Here is a 14781-nt window from a genome sequence, read left to right on the forward strand (position 1 = left end):
GCAACGTCAGCGCAGCCTGTGCGGAATGATCCAGCCCCAGTCACTCAGGTATTTCGCCGAAGTCGCGCGCACGGGTTCGCTAAGACATGCTTCGGAGACGTTCTTCGTTGCACCCAGCGCGATCAGCAAACAGATTAGCAATCTGGAAAAGGAACTCGGCGCCGCGTTGTTCGACCGCTCACCGCGCGGCGCGACGCTAACCGCGGCCGGCCAGCTATTGCTCGACTACGTGAACGCCAACACGCGCCACGTCGAGCAGTTGCACGCTGCAATGGACGACCTGAGCTCGTTGCGCCATGGCGTGGTGCGGATTGCGCTGGTCGAAGCTGCCGTCCATAGCTTCATGCCCGACCTGATAACGGAATTCTCGCGTGACCACCCGGGCATTGCGGTGCATCTCGAGGTCTGCGGAACCGCTCAGATTGTCGACGCGCTCGTCGATCATCGCGCCGAGATCGGCATGGCATTCAATGTCCTCAATCGCGACGACATCAATCTTCATGGCCGCTCAATCCAGCCATTGCAGATGATATGCCGGCCGGCGCATCCACTCGCCGGCCGGAAAACAGTGGCCATGTCCGAACTGGGTAACGTGAGGGTTGCGTTGCCGGCGCGGACATTCGGCATTCGCTATCTGATCGAAAAATCTGCCGAGCGGGCAAACGTCGCGCTTCAGGTTGCGATCGAAGCCAACTCACTGCAGGTTATCAAGAACCTCGTCAGGCAGTCGGATCTTGTCAGCTTCATGCCGCCGCTCACGCTCGAGCATGAGACGGCTCACGGATGGCTACGAGCAGTGCCGCTGGACGAGCGCGATTCCGGGGCGGCGACCATCGACGTGATCAGCTTTCGCGGGCGGCAACTGTCGGTCGCGGCACAGCGTTTCCTCGACCTTCTGATCCGGCGTCTCAGGACAAGCCACCAGTCTCCCTGACCAATCACCCCCCAGTGTTCTGTTTTTGTGACGATAGACGTCACTTCGAACGCCTTCCCCGGGAAATTTGTATCCCATCTAATGCATTCATCACGTGGGGCCGAGCCCGGGCACCACGAACCGAGTGAGGGACATGATGAATGTTGGATTGATAGGATGCGGCGCCATCGGTAGCCTGCTGTACGACTTGCTGAGCCGGCACGTATCTGCCGTTCGTGTCGTGGCTGTCTATGAACGGGACACACATCGCGACGGAGCGCGCAGGGCGCTCGACGCCGGCGCCCGGGTTGTCGATAGCGTTGATGACTTCCTTGATAGCGATCTCGACCTCGTCGTCGAATGTGCAGGCCACGAAGCGTTGCGCAACTTGGGGCCGTCCGTGCTGGCGGCAGGACACGACCTGCTCGTCGCCTCGGTGGGTGCGTTGGCGGATGCTGCGCTCGAGACGCTATTGATCGATAGCGCGACCGCCACAGGCGCGCGTCTGCGCATTCCCTCTGGTGCATTGGGCGGGCTCGACGCGCTTGGCGCCGCGAAGTTCGCCGGCCTGCGCGAGGTGCGCTACGAATCGCACAAGGCGCCGGGCGCCTGGCGGGGCACGCCCGCCGAAGCGCTGGTTGTGCTCGACGACATCGAGCGGCCGACCGCCTTCTATGAAGGCACGGCGCGAGATGCGGCGCGCCTCTTTCCACAGAACGCCAACGTAGCCGCTGCGCTCGCGCTGGCCGGCGTCGGCTTCGATCGCACCAGGGTGGTGCTGTATGTCGATCCGCTTGCCACCGGCAACACGCACCGGATCAAGGCCGAAGGCGATTTTGGCCACATCGATATTGCGGTCACGGGCAAGACCCTGCCGAGCAATCCCAAAACCTCGATGCTGGCGCCGTGCAGTCTCGTACGTGCGATCGCAGACCTCAACCAGACCCTGGTCGTCGCATAGCCGGCGAGAGCGCTTCTCGTCGGATCCCCACGAGGATTCGCAGTGAGCGGCCAAAAATAAAAACACCGATCATAGATAAGGATGCCAAATGAAATATGACATTGAGACGCAAACCCAACCCACCGACGCCGTGCGCAGCCCCTATGACGGCGCTGTGGTCGGTTATATGCCGATTGCCGATGCGGACGCTGTCGAACGATCGATCGAACGCGCACAAGCCGCGTTCGAGATCATGCGCCAACTGCCTCGATTCACCCGCGCGGATATTCTGCAACGCGCGGCGGACCTGATCGAATCACGGCGCGACGAGTTCGTGCGCACGATCGCGGCGGAGTCGGGCAAGCCCTTGTACGATGCGCGCGGCGAGGTTTCGCGTGGCATCTTCAACTTGCATAACGCGGCTGCCGAAGCACGGCGCAGTCATGGTGAAGAAGTACCGCTCGATGTCGACGCGGGCGTTTTCGAATACCAGACCACCGATGCCAGCGGCAGCGCTACGGAATTGTCTCGTCTCGATCTCGACAAACTGGCAGACATGCGCCGTCGTGTGGGTATTGCAAGGCGTTTTCCGATTGGTCTCATCCTGGCGATCTCGCCGTTCAATTTTCCGCTCAATCTTGTCCTGCACAAAGTCGCGCCGGCGATTGCGGTAGGCAATGCAGTCGTGCTGAAGCCTGCACCGCAAACACCGCTCACGAGCCTTCTGCTGCAGGAAGTTATGCGCGATGCGGGTCTGCCCGATGGCGCGCTGGAAGTGTGTCACTGCAGTATTCCTCTTGCGGAGTCGATGGTCCGTGACGACCGCTTCGCCATGGTGACCTTCACCGGCAGTGCCAAGGTCGGCTGGCATATCAAATCGATCGCAGGCCACAAGAAAGTCGCGCTTGAGCTTGGTGGCAATGGCACGGTGATCGTGGCGGAAGACGCGGACCTTGATCTTGCAGCGGCGCGGTGTGTTCGCGGCGGCGTGGTGTTCGGTGGACAGTATTGCATTGGCGTACAGCGCATTCTCGTACACGAGAATGTACGCGCCCAGTTCGAGGCCAGGCTGCTCGACAAGGTGCGTGCGTGCAAGGTCGGCGATCCGATGGAAGAGGGCATCGACGTGGGTCCGGTGATCGACGAGAAGTCGGCTATCCGCATTCAGGGCTGGATAGACGCAGCGCTGACCGGCGGCGCGCGTCTGCTGGCCGGTGGCCCGCGTGTCGGCGCAGTCGTGCAGCCGACCGTGTTGGCGGATACCCAACGCGGAATGCTGGTCGAGGACGAGGAAATCTTCGGACCCGTACTCACGCTCAATAGCTATCGCACATTCGATGAAGCTGTAGAGCGTGCCAACGATTCACGCTATGGCTTGCAGGGCGGCCTGTTCACACGGGACCTGCAGCGCGCGTTCCGGGCGCTGGAGAAATGGGATGTGGGCGGCCTGATGATCAATGACGTGCCGATCTATCGCATCGACAACATGCCTTTCGGCGGCTGGAAGGAATCCGGCACCGGCCGCGAGGGCACACGTTACGCGATGGACGAGATGTCGGAAATCAAGCTGCTCGTGATCAACTATTCGTGAAGCCAGGTCGCGCGTTTCGCTGAACGCTGCGAAACGCGTCTTCCATGTCCTCTTCCAGGATCCAACATGTCGACGTCTCCCCTGAACATCCCCTCCTGCGACCTCGAAGATGACGCCCCGACCGGGCGCAGTCTCTATCGCAAGCTCACATGGCGGCTCGCCCCATTCCTGGGTCTATGCTTCTTTGCCGCGTTTCTGGACCGCGTGAATGTAGGCATTGCCAAGCTGCAGATGCTCGATTCACTTGGATTTAGCGAAACGGTGTACGGGCTCGGCGCCGGACTGTTTTTCGTCGGCTATATCCTGTTTGAAGTGCCCAGCAACCTGATACTCGAGAAAGTCGGCGCCCGCTTCTGGATCGCGCGCATCATGGTCACATGGGGCGTGCTTTCAGGGCTGACGATGTTCGTGAAGACGCCCGGGCAGTTCTATCTCGTGCGTTTCCTGCTGGGCGTGGCGGAAGCCGGGTTCCTGCCCGGCGCACTGCTTTACCTCACCTACTGGTTTCCCGACGCGCGGCGCGGCCGGATTGTCGCACTCTTCATGGTGGGCTTGCCGCTGTCGAGTCTGATCGGCGCGCCGCTCTCAGGCTGGATACTGTCGGTCTTTGACGGCGTGCATGGCTTGCGAGGCTGGCAGTGGCTGTTCGCGCTGGAAGCAATGCCTTCCGTGCTGCTTGGTGTGCTCGTTTATATCTTCCTGCCGAAAACGCACCAAGGTGCGCGTTTTCTCAGCGCTGCCGAACTCGCGAGGCTAAAGCGGGACATCGGAATCGATCGGGAGGAGAAGAAGGAGCATCGGCTGGCTCAGGCCTTTGCCAATCCGAAAGTATGGGTGGTGGGTTATCTCGACCTCTGCGTACTGCTCTGCTTCTATTCGATCAGTTTCTGGATGCCCACGATGCTGCGCGATGCCGGCGCGAGAAGTGCGATCGAGATTGGCGCGCTGATGGCAATCCCCAATGGCCTGGCGGTTGTCATGGTTCTGCTAACCGGGATCAGTTCCGACCGGTTCCGGGAACGTCGCTGGCATGTTGCCGTGCCCTTGCTGTGCTCAGCGTTTGGCCTGATCGCAAGCGCCTTTTTCCCGGGCAGCGTGCCCGCCATCGTCATCCTTCTCTCGGTGGCTAACGCCGGGGCCGCGGCGGCGATGCCGGTGATCTGGGCGCTTCCGTCAACGTTTCTTCGCGGCACGGCAGCAGCAGCCGGTATTGCATTCGCGTGCTCGATTGCCAATCTTGGAGGCTTCGCGAGTACCTATTTCCTTGGCTGGCTGAAAGACCGGACACATAGCGTGGGCACGGGTGTCATCACGTTCGGTATCTGCCTGCTGCTGGGTTGCGTGCTGGCGCTGGCAATGCCGAAGCGGGTCGTCAACCGGTGAGCGCTTGCCATTCTGGTCAGGCGAAATTGTAATGGTTGCATAGGCGAAAAACTGTGACTGTTACGGTTGGGCGGCACGCGCTACGATGCATGTGTTGCACTTGCATCTAAAGAATGCCCAGATGTCCACTGGAGTCAGACGAGGCGAACATGAAACGATCTTATAAAGTGGTTGACGTCTTCACCGCGAGGCCGCTCCTGGGCAATCCGGTGGCCGTGGTATTGGACGCTGAGGGCCTGACCACTGACGCGATGCAAGCTGTCGCGCGCTGGACCAACCTGTCAGAAACGACCTTTGTCCTTCCGCCCACAACAGCCGGGGCCGACTATCTCTTGAGGATCTTCACGCCGCGTAGCGAGCTTCCCTTCGCAGGACATCCGACTCTGGGTAGTGCTCACGCAATCGTGGAAGCGGGGCGTGTCACACCGCGCGAAGGCGGTCGATTGATTCAACAATGCGGCATCGGCCTCGTTGAATTGACGCTCGAGGAGCGAGGCGAAGATCGCCTGCTCACGTTCAATCTGCCACCTGCGAAGCTGGACCCGGTGCATGCAGCGGATGTGGCGGAGCTGGAGCTGATCCTCGGGTGCAAAGTGGACCTCAAGACTGCGCCAGGCATCGTGAATGTCGGCGCCATCTGGATCGTGGCGCATCTGAACGATGCCGCTGCCGTACTTAATCTTCAGCCGGATTTCGCGAGGTTGGCGGAGCTCGAGCGCCGCTTAGGCGTCACGGGCCTGACCGTATTCGGCACGCGCGAGCATGGAGACGATGCGGCAATCGAAGTGCGTACCTTCGCGCCATCCTGTGGGGTGGAGGAGGATCCTGTCTGCGGAAGCGGCAACGGCAGCGTGGCGGCCTTCCAGTGGCAACGCGGCCTGTTGCCGCGAGGCGGAACAGACTACGTGGCTGCTCAGGGACGGTGTGTCGGTCGAGACGGGCGAATCAAGGTAAGCGTGGATGCGAACGGGAATGTGCGCGTGGGCGGTTCCTGCGTCACATCTGTGGAGGGCTCGCTTACGCTTTAGACAGGGACCGGACGCGAGACGCGCTGAAACAGCTTGCGCGTTGGCTTCTGAAATTTTCCGCATTCGCAAGAAAGGACGCAGGCGCTTCGAAATGAATTCCGCATTCCCCATTGACTCATCGCCCGGCTTCATCTCGGTCACCAATCCCTTCGACGGCGTCGAAGTCGGCACGGTTGTGAACATTCCGCCGGAAGGCGCGCAAGTGCTGATCCAGACCGCGAAGGAGGGCGCGCGCGTTTGCCGTAGCCTGTCCCGGCACGAACGCTCTCGCGTGCTCGAAACCTGCGCATCGCTCGTGGAACGTGATAGCGACGCCTTTGCGAATCTCATCGTCGCGGAAGCGGGTAAGACGATCAAGCAGGCCCGGAAGGAAGTGCTACGTTGCGTGAACACGCTCATGCTATCCGCCGATGAGGCACGTCGAAACGCAGGTGAGGTCGTGCCGTTCGACGCGTATGGCGGATCGGGAAACCGCCAGGGGTGGTTCACTCGGGAACCGCTCGGCATTATCGTTGCGATCACGCCGTACAACGATCCACTCAACCTGGTTGCGCATAAGCTCGGGCCGGCAATCGCCGGCGGCAATGCCGTCGTTCTCAAGCCCTCCGAACTCACGCCGCTGTCGGCGATCAAGCTTGTTGGATATCTGGTGGCGGCCGGCATGCCGCCGAACGTCGTGTCGGTTGCGACAGGTGGCGCAGCGCTCGGCGAAGCACTCGTCTCGTCCCGGGACGTCAGAATGATTTCGTTTACCGGTGGATTCGCAACCGGAGAGAGAATAGCCAGCTCCGCAGGCCTCAAAAAGCTTGCGATGGATCTGGGCGGTAATGCACCCGTCATCGTTCTGAACGACTGCGACCTTGAGGACGCTGCTACGTCGTGTGTGTCAGGAGCGTTCTGGGCCGCAGGCCAGAACTGTATTGGCACGCAACGCATTCTGGTTCAGTCGTCCATCTATGACGCGTTCAGGACGCGTTTCGTTGCCGGCACCAAAGTGCTCAAGACGGGCAATCCCGCGTTGCCTGATACGGACGTCGGGCCGATGATCACGGCTCAGTCAGCGGCTCGCACGAGACGCGTGGTGGATGCCGCGCTCAGTCAGGGAGCCACACTGCTGTGCGGCAATACTCAGGACGGTTCGCTTTACTCGCCGACGGTACTTGAGGACGTCAGCTTCGAATGCGACCTGTGGAAGCAGGAAATATTCAGCCCGGTTGTCGTTCTTCAGCGGATTGAGACACTGGATGAGGCGCTTTCGCTCGCCAACAGCTCCGAATACAGTCTGCATGCCGGCATCTTCACCAATGATCTGCATGCCGCGCTTAAGGCAGCCGACAGGCTGGAGGCCGGCGGCGTCATGATCAACGACTCGTCGGACTACCGATTCGACGCCATGCCGTTCGGGGGATTCAAGTACGGAAGCCTCGGCCGCGAAGGTGTCAGATTTGCGTACGAGGAAATGACTCAACCGAAGGTCGTGTGCATCAGGAAGGCGGTATATGACAACCGTGAACAGTCAGCAACGGCCTGATAAGGACGAACCGGCAAGCCTTTCTTTCGCCAGTCAGGCCGTGCATGCCGGGAACGTCATTGACGCCACGACGGGCGCGATCCGTACGCCGATCGTCCCACGAAGGTGACGGATGTCCGGGCGCTTGCAAAGATCGCGCACGATGCCGGCGCCATGCTGTCGATCGACGCAACGTTTACGCCCCCGCCGATGTTTCGCGGCCTTGAACATGACGCGGATTGCGTGGTTCATGCGCTGACGAAGTACATCAACGGGCATGGCGATGCGATGGGCGGTGCCGCGATCGGGCGCGCGGAGCTGATTCGCCGTCTGAAGGCCGATGCGCTTGTCGATGTGGGCGGTTCAATCTCGCCTTTCAATGCGTGGCTGATCATGCGGGGCTCGGTGACCTTGCCACTGCGTTTGGCTCAGCACGTGGCTACCGCGCAGAGGGTCGCCGAATTCCTCGACAAGGATCCGCGTGTTGCTTTCGTAGCGTTTCCGGGATTGCCTTCCCATCCTCAACATAGACCCAGCCGATCTGATTGCGGATATCGAGGCGGCGCTCGACGAGACGTTCGCCTGACTGACAACGTGCTGCGTGCTTTCCAGTTGGAGGTGCGGATGAAATTCCGGGCCGCGCTGGCGGATCAACGAGCGCTGGCTGCGTGGGGGAAATTTCAAAGCGAAGTGGAATAGATCGCAATGACGAACTGTTGTATGAGCAGCCCGGGTGAACCGGTCGCCCACACAACAACAGGTTCGGACATGCTCAACCCCCTTATTTCCCGGCGGCGTCTGATGGCCGCGGGGTCCATGGCCTCATTCAGCGTGCTGTTTTCGAAGCTTGCCTACGGCGCGGCCACAGGCGACGCCGGGCCCGCCGCAAGCACGGCGACGAGCGTCGTTCCGGCATTTCTCGGCTCGTCGCCGCAAACACTGCCGCCGCTGCCATGGGCTGACAATGCGCTTGAGCCGACCATTTCGGCGCGCACCATCGGCATTCATTATGGCAAGCACCACCGGGCCTATTTCGACAATCTGCACAAGCTTCTTGCCGGCACGCCGCTCGAACAGGCATCGCTCGAACAGATCATCATGCAGTCGCATGACCAGCCTGCGCTCGCAGACGTTTTCAACAACGCCGCGCAGGCATGGAACCACAACTTCTACTGGAACTCGCTGAGCCCGGCGCCGAGCGCGCCGAGCGAGAAACTTCAGGCGGCGATCACCCGCAAGTTCGGTTCAGTCGACGCACTCGCGAAGGCGCTCGTCGCAACGTCGGCATCGCAGTTCGGCAGTGGCTGGGGATGGCTCGTGCTCGATCGCGGAGAACTCGCGGTCGTCAAGACGAGCAACGCGGAAACGCCGTTTACGCGTGGACTCGTACCGTTGCTAACCGTGGATGTATGGGAGCACGCGTACTACCTGGACTATCAGAACCGTCGACCGGACTATCTGGTCGCGACGATCTCGCGTCACCTGAACTGGGCGTTCGCCTCAGCCAATCTTGACCGTGTCTGACAGGACGCGGGGCAGTTTCACGCTTTCATCGTATCGGGTCAAAGGAGCATCGCCATGATTCGCTTGCCACGCAAAATGCGCCATTCAATCAGCGCCGTATGGTTGTTGGCAGTAGTCGGCACGCCGGCTGGCGCTGCGCCAATCGACCCGCCCGATGCGCGAGTGCTATTAAGCACGGCCGCATCCGGCGTCCAGATTTATTCCTGCGAATACGATGCGAACCACACCCTTGGCTGGGTGTTTCGCAGTCCGCGCGCCACGTTGTTCGATGCGGCAGGGGCCGCGGTGATCGAGCATTCGGCGGGACCCTCCTGGGAAGCCCGCGACGGCAGCCGGATCGTAGGCCACGTCCTCGCGCAGACGCCGAGCGAAACGCCGAACGGCGTGCCGCAACTGCTGCTGGGGACGCGCTCGACAGGCGTGAAGGGCCTGTTGAGCGAGGTGCGCTACGTGCAACGCACGATGACCGCAGGCGGCGCTGCGCCGACAGCGCCTTGCACCGTCGAACACGCGACAGGCAGCTCGCCGTATATCGCCACCTATACTTTTTTCAAGTAGTAAGCGGCGGCAGACGGCACCCCATAAGATGCGTGACTAGTCGCTCATCTGCTTGCAGCATCCGTGACTGCACAGCGAGAGCGACGAGCTTGCCGTTGTCGTCCTGAATCTGCACGACACCTTGGCGCGGCGACAGAGTCAGATCTGTCGCCGCGCTAAGCCACGTGTGTTGCTCGAATGTTGACGATGCCGCTCAACGCCGGCCTCTTCAACACAACAGGGAAGGGAAGAACGGTGTATCGAGGACAGCGCGCGAAAAGGGCGCGGGCTAGGTCCCGAAGAGCGGCGCGGTGCGGCGGGTGGAAATGCTGTTGCCCAGCGCATTCAGATCGAGACCGCGGGGCCGCCCGATCAGTGCGTAGCCGAGTTCGGACTGACGCCAGGTGACGACCGTCATCGACGCAACCTGCCGCGTTGCCGTGCCCGCGTCGGGCTTGGCTTCTTTCATCACGCACAAGGCGACGGGCGCGCCCTGTTTGGGCAGATAGACGATCTGAATGAGCGGTTTGTCGTTGAAACGCAGGCGCTGCACGCGCTTGAACGTAAGGCCGTAAGCGCTCAGGTCCGGAATGCGAACGGCGAGGCCATCGTCGTCGCGAATCTGCGCGGTGGTTTTCGCCACCAATGCAGGGTCGGCATCGACGTTTGCGAGCGTGTCACGAGAATAGAGTTGTTGATAGCTGGCGGCGGCCATGACCCAGGGCGACACTCCGGTTCCAACCGACGCCACCGATGCGCCGGCCGTCGACGCAGGCCCGGTGCCGCTTCCGAGGCGCAGCACGAACCCACAGGTGAACGCCCCCGCGACGAACGCGACGGCGAGCCACGCTGGCGCGATGCGCAAGCGCGAGCGGACCGCCGCGGACGCCTCGGCGCCGGCAGGATGCGGCACGACGGCATCGTTGACGCTCGCATCGCGCCCGGCCGGCGCGACCGCGTCCTGCCGGCCCGGCGCTTCGTCGTTCCGGGCGGCATCTTGCGCAGACTGTTTTGCCGCGCGTGCCATCCCGGCAATCCGCGCGCTCAGGCTTTCGGGCACTGGCGGCAGAGTCTGCCGCGCGAACGCTTCCGCGTAGGGCAGACGCGACGCCCTGAGCCTCTCGACGCGCAGCATGGCGTCGGCTGAGCCGTTCAGCGCGCGCTCCACGGCTTCGCGTGCGTGGGCGGGCAGTGTGCCGTCCACGTAGGCCATCAGTTCGATGTCGTCCGGATTCATAAGGCCTGTCTTTCACTCTTCGCGGAATGGGACGCCTTGCCCAAACCTGCATGACGCCTTAAGGGCTATTAACACAACACCCGTGGCCCGAGACTATTCCATTGGGCATGCCGTCACCCGGAGGTGGCGGCGGCGATCGGCGAGGCATCGCTGAAAAGCGGAGCCATGTCGAGGTTGGAGATGCGCTTGCCGAGCGCCCCGAGATCGACGTCGCCCGACTTCCCGATCAGCGCGTAGCTCAACTCCGCTTGCCTCCACGTCGCGACGTCCATTGCATCGACCGTCTTCGTCGCGACCGGCTGGTCCGGTTTCGAGTCTTTCATCACGCACAGCGCAATGGGCGGGCCATTTTTTGGCAGATAGACGATCTGCACGAGTGGCTTGTTGTTGAAGCGCAGGCGTTGCACCGACTTGAAGGTCAGCCCGGCGCTTGTCAGGTCCGGAACGCGCAGGGCGAGCCTGTCGTCGCTGCGAATATCCCTGACGGCCTTTGCGGCGGCCTCCGGATCTTCCTGCGTGTACGCGACGGTATCGCGCGTGTACAGCTTCTGATAGCCGACTGCCGCCGCCACCCATGGAGACACGTCGGCGTTGGCGGTCAGCTGCGTGCCGCCGCTTGCAAGCGGGCCGAGCCGCACGAACAGGCCGCAGGCGAAAGCGCCGGCTACGCAAGCGGCGGCAAGCCAGACCGGCATGGCGCGCAGGCGCGAGCGCACGGGTTCGGAGGGCGCTTTTTCGCCGGGAGGCAGGACCGGGTCGTTCGATTCCCGGGCGCGATGCGCGCGGACCATCTCGTCGACCTTGAGCTTCAGTGAATCGGGCACCGGCGGGAGCTTCTGTTGCGCGAAGGCGCCCTCGAAATCGAGCCGCGAAGCGCGCAACAGCGCGACCTTTGCCCTTGCTTCGGCGGACTCGCGCAGTTGCGCTTCGACCGCGCTGCGATCCTCGGGCGACAGGCCGCCATCCACGTAAGCGAGCAGTTGAGCGTCGTCAGCCATCATGCGATTGAATCCTTTTGTATCTTCGCGGGCCGCACTTTCGGCGTCTCGCCGCCAAGCAGTGCGCCGACCGCCTGGCGGGCGCGCGACAGGCGGCTCATGACCGTGCCGATGGGTACCTCGAGCACGTCGGCGGCTTGCTGATAGCTCAGGCCTTCCACGGCGACGAGCAGCATCACGACGCGCTGCGCTTCCGGCAGGCGTTCGACGGCCTCGATGATCTGCCCGTGCATCAATTGCGTTTCAGGACCCCTGTCGACGGGGTCGGGAAGATTTTCGAGGAAGTCGTCGTCCCAATCGAAACTGGAGCGTTTGCGCACGCTGCGGGCGCGCAGCTCGTTGATCCAGGTCGAATGGACAATCGAGAACATCCAGCTCAACGGAGCCGTGTCGGGCTGCAACTGATGGGCGCGCTCGAGGCCGCGCAGGCAGGCGCGCTGCACGAGGTCTTCCGCATCATGCTGGTCCCCCGACAGGCGAAGCGCGAACGCCCACAAGCGCGGCAGCATTTCGGGAAGCATGTCTGGTAAATCTGCAGCGTTCATTGAACGAAAATCTCCCATGTTCCCCGAGACGTGTTCGAAAGCACTGCGAGCACGTCAACCTCGCACCAATATTTGGACTATCGTTCGCCGCCGTTTTTTCGCCACGAAGTTCGAACAGCCTAGTTTAACTTGAGACTGAACAACGCGTGAAAGTGGTCTTTACTGCATCGACAAAGTCCCGATGCCGTCTTTTCTAGCGGCGACGCGTGCCGGCCCCCACCTCTTCGCGCGTTCGCCGTTCGAACGAAACCGAGTAGGCCGCCGAGCGGGCGGCGAGCAGCGGATCGTCTGAGGGCGCGATGCCATCGGGGAGGATCAGCGGATCGAAATTGATGTCCCGGCAGGCGCCGTCGATCTGGCTCTCGGCGCGCTCGATCACGATCGTGCCGGCGTCCACCCGTTGCAATTCGCGCCCGGATGGCCATGCGCGCGTCGCGTCGTCGACCAGGTCGCCCGGGCCTGCCGGCGTCAGCATGAGGTGCCAGGAAACGGGGCCGGTTTGCAGGCGCAGGTCAAGATCGTGTGCGAGAAAGTCGGGGTCGCGCGCCGGGTTAGTCCGCTCGTTCGACGCCGCATAGGGCGTGTCTGGAACGACACTCCAGCGGACGAAGCGCGTGTTGCCATTGGCATCGACGAAACGGAACGCGTCGATGCCGAAGTAGCTTGCGTTATAGAAAGCCGAGGAAGGTGGATGGGTATCGATCCACTCGCGAAAGGCCGCCGTTTCGGGATGCTGCGAAAAAAACGCGCTCAATTTCGCGGGATCGGGCTGGCCGGTCCGCGCATCCGGGCGCAGCGCCACCAGTTGCTCGTACAGTGCCTGTGGCGTGGCGACCTGGAAAACCGGCACGGAGTTCATTGCGGTGCGCCATTGTTCTCCGTTGCGCAGCGAGAAGAGCAGCGCAAAGCTGCGCACGGACGTGTTGACGTCGTCCTGGGCGGGATTGCCGCCCGGTGCGGAGAGGCGGCCGATCACAGGGGTGCGGCCCCGCTCGAACACTTGCGCGCGAGAGAGCGCGGCGCCGTTTCCGTTGCTGTCGAAATAGCCCCTCACGCAGACTCCCTTGGCATGATTACGGCGAAAGCCGGCATGCCTGCCCATGCTGTCCTCGAAGGCGTCGATCATCCGGGCGGGCGTCAGTGCGGGCCCGCTGCCCGGCCATTGAATCCAGTCCGCGGTCCACGCGAACGCTCCCGCGATAGCCGCAATGACGATCACGATGAGGGCGTATCGGAGAACAAGCCACGATGGCTGGGGGCGGGACATGATGCAGCGTGAAAGCGAAACTCGCCGATCCAGAAAGCTGACGAGTATAGAGCAGGGTACGTTTCGCCGCCTGGCCGCCCAATGGAATCTATTCGCCGTGAGCCGTGGATCCTGTCACCTCGTCGCGGAATAAAACGGCTTCAATGAGAAGATCGCGGTTGGGGTCGGCGGTCAGAGCGTCCGCCGCCTCCGCCTGTTCGTTATTGGTTGACGTCGATCCGACCATAGACGCCAGTCGTCGGTGTCGGGCCGGCAGCGAAGAACAAGGTATTGAGCGGCTGATTGGCAGCGTTGTTGCCGAACGAGATGCCCCAGATACCCGGCTGTTTGAATGTCGATCCGTCCGTTTGTGTCATGGCGCCGATGAACGCACCGGAATTCGGGTCGAACGCGTCGATGGTGCCATCGCCAAAATTCCCGACCAGCAGATCGTTGCTCAGTGCACCGAAATTAGCCGGCGCCACCGCAAGACCCCAGGGCGAATTCAACGAACCGCCCTGGGCAATGCGCTTCGTGAGATGCCCGGCCGTGTCGAACGCGTCGACGGCGCCGTTGCCCGGGCCGTTCACCTGCGTGTGTCCATCGGGACCGAGCTTCGCAAACGTCACATATACGGTTGTACCGACCACACGTATTCCGAAAGGGGACAAGCCGGCAGGCAGGCTGGGATCCTTGAATTGCCCATCGAGTTGGATCTTGTTGAACGACTTGTCGAACACATCGACCTTGCCGTTATGGAAGTCCGCCGCGTAGAGCAGGTTCTGACCGGCATTCGTCCCAATGGCGAGACCCTTGTAGACCGCGCCGCCAGTGCCGTCGTCGTGCGCGTTAACTGCTTGCGTCGGCAACACCTTCGGCGACCAGCCGGCGATCGTGCCCGCGTCGGTGGCCCAAAGGAAGAGCGCGTTGCTTGTGGCGCCGTTTGCGCTAATTGCAAAATCGGTGCTGGTATTGAACACGATGCCCGTCGGACCGGCAGCCTGCCCACTTGCCGCGGGCGGAATCGTTACGACGAGCGACTGCACGACGCCGTTGCCGTCATAGAGCGTCGACTTTTTCGTATTGTTGTCGGATACCCACATGACGCCGGTTGGGTTGAATGCGATGCCCCAGCCGTTCTTGAGATTGGCGTCTGTGTTCGGTGCGCTCACACTGCCGTCGGAAACCAGCACGGTGGCCTTGAAAGGCCCAGTGACCGGGGCTGGCGGCGTGGAATTGTCGCTGCTGCTGCCTCCGCACGCGGTGAGCGTTGCCGTGCAAGCGGCGAATGACCAGGCAATAAATGTCTTTTGACGCAGTTTCATTTTC

At 62.0% G+C, this 14781-nt stretch carries 14 protein-coding genes; 9 read left to right on the plus strand and 5 right to left on the minus strand.

From position 1 onward, the window contains the following. The first annotated feature begins 25 nt into the window (after positions 1-25). The 9 genes from KHO30_RS13205 (at position 26) to KHO30_RS13245 (ending at position 9447) form a co-directional block, all read left to right on the plus strand. Positions 26-934, plus strand: coding sequence for a LysR family transcriptional regulator (locus tag KHO30_RS13205; protein ID WP_211701233.1), 909 nt, complete (start codon positions 26-28; stop codon positions 932-934). Positions 935-1067: 133 nt separating this feature from the next. Continuing rightward, positions 1068-1874, plus strand: coding sequence for an aspartate dehydrogenase (locus KHO30_RS13210; RefSeq protein WP_211701234.1), 807 nt, complete (start codon positions 1068-1070; stop codon positions 1872-1874). Positions 1875-1962: 88 nt separating this feature from the next. Beyond that, the gene (locus KHO30_RS13215; RefSeq protein WP_211701235.1) at positions 1963-3444 is read left to right on the plus strand and encodes an aldehyde dehydrogenase family protein; all 1482 of its coding nucleotides are present in this window, start codon (positions 1963-1965) and stop codon (positions 3442-3444) included. 66 nt (positions 3445-3510) lie between these two features. After that, positions 3511-4827 (plus strand): MFS transporter, encoded by a 1317-nt coding sequence (locus KHO30_RS13220; RefSeq protein ID WP_093640125.1) that lies wholly within the window; start codon positions 3511-3513, stop codon positions 4825-4827. A 149-nt stretch (positions 4828-4976) separates the two neighbouring features. Further along, positions 4977-5855, plus strand: coding sequence for a PhzF family phenazine biosynthesis protein (locus KHO30_RS13225; protein WP_211701236.1), 879 nt, complete (start codon positions 4977-4979; stop codon positions 5853-5855). A gap of 91 nt (positions 5856-5946) precedes the next feature. Then, on the plus strand, positions 5947-7386 hold the full coding sequence (locus KHO30_RS13230) for an aldehyde dehydrogenase family protein (RefSeq protein ID WP_211701237.1): 1440 nt from the start codon (positions 5947-5949) through the stop codon (positions 7384-7386). A gap of 105 nt (positions 7387-7491) precedes the next feature. Beyond that, complete coding sequence (locus tag KHO30_RS13235; RefSeq protein ID WP_211701238.1) at positions 7492-8064, plus strand: PLP-dependent transferase; 573 nt, start codon at positions 7492-7494, stop codon at positions 8062-8064. Positions 8065-8181: 117 nt separating this feature from the next. Further along, entirely contained in the window at positions 8182-8889 is a 708-nt protein-coding gene (locus KHO30_RS13240; protein ID WP_244864024.1) for a superoxide dismutase, read from the plus strand. Between the two features lie 54 nt (positions 8890-8943). After that, positions 8944-9447 carry a DUF3455 domain-containing protein gene (locus tag KHO30_RS13245; RefSeq protein ID WP_200654768.1) on the plus strand — a complete coding sequence of 168 codons (504 nt, stop codon included), beginning with the start codon at positions 8944-8946 and terminating at the stop codon, positions 9445-9447. Positions 9448-9715: 268 nt separating this feature from the next. Here the strand turns inward: KHO30_RS13245 and KHO30_RS13250 are convergent, their stop codons facing one another. The 5 genes from KHO30_RS13250 to KHO30_RS13270 form a co-directional block, all read right to left on the minus strand. Then, positions 9716-10663 (minus strand): anti-sigma factor family protein, encoded by a 948-nt coding sequence (locus tag KHO30_RS13250; RefSeq protein ID WP_211701240.1) that lies wholly within the window; start codon positions 10661-10663, stop codon positions 9716-9718. A gap of 113 nt (positions 10664-10776) precedes the next feature. Next, on the minus strand, positions 10777-11664 hold the full coding sequence (locus tag KHO30_RS13255) for an anti-sigma factor family protein (protein ID WP_093640105.1): 888 nt from the start codon (positions 11662-11664) through the stop codon (positions 10777-10779). Further along, complete coding sequence (locus tag KHO30_RS13260) at positions 11661-12206, minus strand: RNA polymerase sigma factor (protein WP_093640102.1); 546 nt, start codon at positions 12204-12206, stop codon at positions 11661-11663. The genes KHO30_RS13255 and KHO30_RS13260 overlap by 4 nt, the downstream gene beginning before the upstream one ends. 193 nt (positions 12207-12399) lie before the next feature. After that, complete coding sequence (locus KHO30_RS13265) at positions 12400-13473, minus strand: catalase family peroxidase (protein WP_211701241.1); 1074 nt, start codon at positions 13471-13473, stop codon at positions 12400-12402. A gap of 200 nt (positions 13474-13673) precedes the next feature. After that, on the minus strand, positions 13674-14777 hold the full coding sequence (locus KHO30_RS13270) for a TIGR03118 family protein (protein WP_211701242.1): 1104 nt from the start codon (positions 14775-14777) through the stop codon (positions 13674-13676). Positions 14778-14781: the final 4 nt, after the last annotated feature.

It is taken from the genome of Paraburkholderia aspalathi, from assembly GCF_905220735.1.
GTDB classification, from domain to species: domain Bacteria; phylum Pseudomonadota; class Gammaproteobacteria; order Burkholderiales; family Burkholderiaceae; genus Paraburkholderia; species Paraburkholderia aspalathi.

Excerpts from the sequence above, each read along its gene's own strand:
- KHO30_RS13205 (WP_211701233.1), top strand. The coding sequence starts at position 26 with ATGATCCAGCCCCAGTCACTCAGGTATTTCGCCGAAGTCGCGCGCACG.
- KHO30_RS13210 (WP_211701234.1), top strand. The coding sequence starts at position 1,068 with ATGATGAATGTTGGATTGATAGGATGCGGCGCCATCGGTAGCCTGCTG.
- KHO30_RS13215 (WP_211701235.1), top strand. The coding sequence starts at position 1,963 with ATGAAATATGACATTGAGACGCAAACCCAACCCACCGACGCCGTGCGC.
- KHO30_RS13220 (WP_093640125.1), top strand. The coding sequence starts at position 3,511 with ATGTCGACGTCTCCCCTGAACATCCCCTCCTGCGACCTCGAAGATGAC.
- KHO30_RS13225 (WP_211701236.1), top strand. The coding sequence starts at position 4,977 with ATGAAACGATCTTATAAAGTGGTTGACGTCTTCACCGCGAGGCCGCTC.
- KHO30_RS13230 (WP_211701237.1), top strand. The coding sequence starts at position 5,947 with ATGAATTCCGCATTCCCCATTGACTCATCGCCCGGCTTCATCTCGGTC.
- KHO30_RS13240 (WP_244864024.1), top strand. The coding sequence starts at position 8,182 with ATGGCCTCATTCAGCGTGCTGTTTTCGAAGCTTGCCTACGGCGCGGCC.
- KHO30_RS13245 (WP_200654768.1), top strand. The coding sequence starts at position 8,944 with ATGATTCGCTTGCCACGCAAAATGCGCCATTCAATCAGCGCCGTATGG.
- KHO30_RS13250 (WP_211701240.1), bottom strand. The coding sequence starts at position 10,663 with ATGAATCCGGACGACATCGAACTGATGGCCTACGTGGACGGCACACTG.
- KHO30_RS13255 (WP_093640105.1), bottom strand. The coding sequence starts at position 11,664 with ATGATGGCTGACGACGCTCAACTGCTCGCTTACGTGGATGGCGGCCTG.
- KHO30_RS13260 (WP_093640102.1), bottom strand. The coding sequence starts at position 12,206 with ATGAACGCTGCAGATTTACCAGACATGCTTCCCGAAATGCTGCCGCGC.
- KHO30_RS13265 (WP_211701241.1), bottom strand. The coding sequence starts at position 13,473 with ATGTCCCGCCCCCAGCCATCGTGGCTTGTTCTCCGATACGCCCTCATC.
- KHO30_RS13270 (WP_211701242.1), bottom strand. The coding sequence starts at position 14,777 with ATGAAACTGCGTCAAAAGACATTTATTGCCTGGTCATTCGCCGCTTGC.